5 protein-coding genes are annotated in these 4,117 nt (G+C 70.4%); 3 read left to right on the forward strand and 2 right to left on the reverse strand.

Features of this window, described 5'->3' with window-relative positions; all coding sequences use genetic code 11:
• Positions 1-161: 161 nt before the first annotated feature.
• Positions 162-713 (forward strand): NAD(P)-binding domain-containing protein, encoded by a 552-nt coding sequence (locus ACNFOC_RS51635; RefSeq protein ID WP_416965908.1) that lies wholly within the window; start codon positions 162-164, stop codon positions 711-713.
• 52 nt (positions 714-765) lie between these two features.
• Here ACNFOC_RS51635 and ACNFOC_RS51640 read toward each other — a convergent pair whose 3' ends face one another.
• Positions 766-1,194 carry an ester cyclase gene (locus tag ACNFOC_RS51640; RefSeq protein WP_416965909.1) on the reverse strand — a complete coding sequence of 143 codons (429 nt, stop codon included), beginning with the start codon at positions 1,192-1,194 and terminating at the stop codon, positions 766-768.
• Positions 1,195-1,340: 146 nt separating this feature from the next.
• Between ACNFOC_RS51640 and ACNFOC_RS51645 the strand changes: the two genes are divergently transcribed.
• Both ACNFOC_RS51645 and ACNFOC_RS51650 read left to right on the forward strand, forming a co-directional pair.
• On the forward strand, positions 1,341-2,150 hold the full coding sequence (locus ACNFOC_RS51645; RefSeq protein ID WP_416965910.1) for a MerR family transcriptional regulator: 810 nt from the start codon (positions 1,341-1,343) through the stop codon (positions 2,148-2,150).
• A complete protein-coding gene (locus tag ACNFOC_RS51650) occupies positions 2,147-3,016 on the forward strand; it encodes a hypothetical protein (protein ID WP_416965911.1) in 870 nt (289 codons plus the stop codon). Before ACNFOC_RS51645 ends, ACNFOC_RS51650 begins: the two co-directional genes overlap by 4 nt.
• Here the strand turns inward: ACNFOC_RS51650 and ACNFOC_RS51655 are convergent.
• A complete protein-coding gene (locus ACNFOC_RS51655; protein WP_416965912.1) occupies positions 3,001-3,840 on the reverse strand; it encodes a GntR family transcriptional regulator in 840 nt (279 codons plus the stop codon). The two genes, ACNFOC_RS51650 and ACNFOC_RS51655, sit on opposite strands and share 16 nt — an antisense overlap.
• Positions 3,841-4,117: the final 277 nt, after the last annotated feature.

Genomic DNA, 4,117 nt, shown 5'->3' on the forward strand with positions numbered 1-4,117 from the left:
GTCCCGTCCCCGCCATCACCCCCATCCCGTCAGGGCGGGGGAGGAACAGCCGAGTGCTGCTCCTCCCCCACCCTGATGGCGTTGGTTGACACGACAACATGCGTGGTGTTTTGTTGACACGTCAACGAGGACACGCGACCCCAGGCAGACCGGAGGCCGACATGAACATCACGGTGATCGGACGAGGACACGTCGGCGGCGGCCTGGCCCGCCTGTGGGAGAAGGCCGGGCACGAAGTCAGGACGCTGGGCCGCGACGGAGGTGACGCCTCGGACGCCGATGTGGTGGTCGTGGCCGTCCCGGGCGACCAGATCGCCGAGGCCCTGAGCGGCGTGACCGGCCTGAACGGCCAGCTCACCATCGACGCGACCAACCTCTACGCGGAGCGCGACCCCGCCTTCCCCTCGCTCGCGCACCAGGTCAAGTCGATCGTCGGCGGCCCGACCGCGAAGTCGTTCAACACGGTCTTCGCCTCGGCGTACGACCAGATCGGCACGCAGCGAGTGACCCCGAGCAACCTGTACGCCGCCGAACCGGCCGCGAAGGACATCACCGCGCGGCTCATCACCGACGCCGGCTTCGACCCGCTCCACGTCGGTGACCTCGATCCGGGCGCGCGCCTGCTGGAGGACAGCTCGGGCCTGACCCGCGCGCTGGCCGGGCAGATCGGCGGCCCGTTCTTCTACCGGTACGGGCGGCCCGGGGAGCTGTAGGCGCGGCCCGCGCGCCGGTTCCCTGGCATGCGGCAGGCGGATCGGGCCCGGGTCAGGGGCCGGCGGGGGCGGGCGCGATCTGCTGCATGAGGCTGAGCATGTCCGGGGCGACCCACTCCTCGGCGATCCGGTCTCCCTCGATCCGGTAGACCTCGACGCTCCGGTACGCCACCCGCCGCCCCGTCGCCTCGAACTGCTGGAACGCGCCCTGGTGCGTGCCGTGGAAGTTGACCAGCACCGTCACCTTGTCGCCCGTGCCGAACATGTCCTGGACATCGATCTTCAGGTCGGGGAAGGCGTCCAGCATGGCCCGCGCGCCCTGCCGCCAGACCTCCCGGCCGTGCAGCGGGTCGGGCAGGCCGGGGACGTTGGCGATGAAGTCCTCCGTCAACAGCTCTACACACGCGTCGAGTTCACCGCTCTCCAGCGACCGGTAAGCCGTGTGCAGCAGGGCCATGTTCTTCTCGGCGGTGGTGGTCATCTCGGTGTCCTTTCGGGGATGGCGCCGCGAGCTCGGGGATCGCTCCGGCCGGATGCCCCTGAGTACAGACCCTGACGTCGCGGCAAGGTCAAGCCACCCACGAGTCGCCTTGACCTTGTCGCGACGTCAGGGTTTCTACTGAAGCCATGCGAATCGGCGAGATCGCCGCCCTCATCGGGGTCACCCCTCGGGCCGTGCGGCACTACCACCATCTCGGGCTGCTGCCCGAACCCGTACGGCGGAGCAACGGCTATCGCGAGTACGGCATCCGGGACGCCGTGCTGCTCGCCCGGATCCGGCGCCTGACCGAGCTCGGCCTCGGTCTCGACGAGGTGCGCGACGTCCTCGCGGACGACGAAGGCCGCGAACTGGTGGACGTCCTCCAGGAGTTGGACGAGGACCTCGGCAGACAGGAAACGGTCATCCAGGAGCGGCGCCAACGGCTTGCCGCGCTGCTGACCGAGGCACGGGCCGGACGGCTGACCGCCGAAGCACCCCTGTCGCCGCAGCTCACCGCCCTGCTCGCAGGCCTCGGCGAGTTGCCGGACTCCCCCATGGCCGTGAAGGACCGGGAGATCCTGGCCCTCCTCGACACCGTGGCCCCCGAGCCGGACCGGGTCCGGCTGATGGAGACGCTGCGGGGAGTGGCGGAGCACGCGGGCGAGATGTACGGCCTGCTGGACGCCCTCGCCGACAAGGAGCCGGACGATCCCGGGGTGACCCGTGCGGCCACCGCGCTGGCGGCCCTGCTGCCCGACGACCTGGCCGCACCGTTCCCCGACAAGCCCGACGACGGTCTGACCGACACCCTCCTCGCGGACCTGGCACCGGCCCAGTCGGCGGCGGTGCGCCGCGCGATCGACCTCGCGAGACAGCGACAGCTCGCGAAGCACGGACAGGAAGATCCGTCCCACCGACAGGAAGACCCGTCCTACCGACAGGAAGACCCGTCATGACGACGACGTCGGAGATCCAGACGCCCCGCCCCCAGCCCGGAGCCCCCGTGCGCGGCCCGGCCCTGCGGAAACTGCGCGCCGTCGCGGTACCCGCCCAACTCGCCCTGGCCGTCTGCCTGTTCAGTGGAGTCCCGGTACCCGGGACCGTGCTGCTCGGTGCCAAGCTGCTCCTGCTGGTACTGCTCGGCGCCGAGGCGTATGTCTGGCTGCGGCTACGGCGGCTCGGGCTGTCCCGGCGTCAGGCGCTCGCGCGGCTGGTGCCCGAGCGTGTGGCGAGGTACATCGCGCACGAGGCGCGGATCATGGCGAGCCTGGTCCGGTGGATCGCACGCCGTCCGCACGGTGTCGGTGAGGCCGACGCGGTCTTCCCGCACGCCCGCGACCAGGCCGCCATGATGTACGGCCTCACGTTCGTGTGCGTGGCCGAGACGGTCGCCCTGTCGTTCCTGCTCGCCAGGTGGCCCGTCGTCCACGGTGTCCTCCTGGTCGTCGACGTCTACACCGTTCTGTTCGTCCTCGGCATGCACGCGGCCGCCGCCACCCGGCCGCACGTCCTTTCCGGAGGTGTCCTGCGCGTCCGGCAGGCGGCACATGTCGACATCCGCGTTCCCGTCACGCGGATCGCCTCCGTCCGGCGCGAGGCCCTGTTCACCCACGCGAAGAAGGACGGCGAGCTGAACCTGCCCATCGGCTCCCAGACCTCCCTCACCCTCGAACTGACCGAACCGGTAGACGCGCCCAAGCTCCTCGGCGCCCCGCGCCTCGTACAGGTGATCAGGCTGCACGCCGACGATCCGAAGTCCCTCTACGACGCGGTCACATGGGCACGAACCGCATCCGCACCCACGCCTCAGGACGCCGACTGAATGTCTCCCCGCGTGGACGCCGCGATCGTGTCCCGGTGGGCGAAGTCGCCCGGAGGGATGCCGGGGTGGTGGCCCAGCGGGGTCGACGGGACCGTCACCGAGGGGCCGAGGGTGAGGCGGGAGACGATGCGGTAGCGGTCGCCCCGGTAGATCGAGTGGACGTACTCGACGGGCTGCCCCGTCGTGTCCGAGGTGAGGCGCTCGAAGAGCAGGGCCGGGGAGAGTTCGGGGACGTCGAGGAGTTCGGCCTCGGCCCGGGTGACGACGGTCGGCTCGATCGCCTGGACCGCCTCCTGGACGTGTACACCATGCTGTTCCCGCAGGTGTTCGTACAGGTCGCCGGTCTCCAACTCCCGTGCGGACAGGGTGGGTACGAGGTCGGCCCGGATGTGCAGGTGTTCGATGGCCATCGGGGCGCCGTCGACCAGGCGCAGCCGCGCCACGTACACGATCTCGGCGGCGGGCGAGAGGCGCAGCCGGCGGCCCACGCGGGCGCCGGCCGGGATGGTGGTGAACTCCAGCAGGCGGCTCGACCAGGTGCCGGCGGCCTGAGGTGCCGTCATGGTCTGTTCGCCGGAGACGAGTTCCTGGGTGATCTTCTCGGGTGCCACGAACATGCCGCGCCCGTGCTCCCGCACCAGCAGCCCGGCGGCGACGAGTTCGTCGACCGCCGCGCGCAAGGTCGGGCGGGACACGCCGAGTTGGGCACAGAGGACGCGCTCGGAGGGGATCGCGTCCCCCGGGTGCTGCGACTCGACGAGGTCGAGGATGAAGTCGCGGACCCGCTCGCGTTTGAGCACCGCACCTGGCGCGTCGGCCTTCATGTCGCACTCCTCATGCGCGGAGTCCCTGGTTGACCACCTGACCAGTTGACCAACGGTAGCCCGCAATCGCCCTGTTGACCCGGGCAGTGTAACCACCGCCGGGCGGTGATCCTTCGGATCCGGACCGACCCGCACGCCAAGTCCCCTTGCGACGGGAGGGGTTGACGCCCGCATTGGTCTATGCCACCTTCGTCCCCACATCGAGAGGTGAGCTGTCCAGTGGGCTTCACTGGTCAGGTGGTCAGGTGTTCGCGCATGCCCTCCCCAGGTGAACCTC

The sequence above is a fragment of the Streptomyces colwelliae genome (assembly GCF_048158785.1).
GTDB lineage: Bacteria > Actinomycetota > Actinomycetes > Streptomycetales > Streptomycetaceae > Streptomyces.

Coding starts and splice junctions, on each gene's coding strand:
- ACNFOC_RS51635 (WP_416965908.1), top strand. CDS start 162: ATGAACATCACGGTGATCGGACGAGGACACGTCGGCGGCGGCCTGGCC.
- ACNFOC_RS51640 (WP_416965909.1), bottom strand. CDS start 1,194: ATGACCACCACCGCCGAGAAGAACATGGCCCTGCTGCACACGGCTTAC.
- ACNFOC_RS51645 (WP_416965910.1), top strand. CDS start 1,341: ATGCGAATCGGCGAGATCGCCGCCCTCATCGGGGTCACCCCTCGGGCC.
- ACNFOC_RS51650 (WP_416965911.1), top strand. CDS start 2,147: ATGACGACGACGTCGGAGATCCAGACGCCCCGCCCCCAGCCCGGAGCC.
- ACNFOC_RS51655 (WP_416965912.1), bottom strand. CDS start 3,840: ATGAAGGCCGACGCGCCAGGTGCGGTGCTCAAACGCGAGCGGGTCCGC.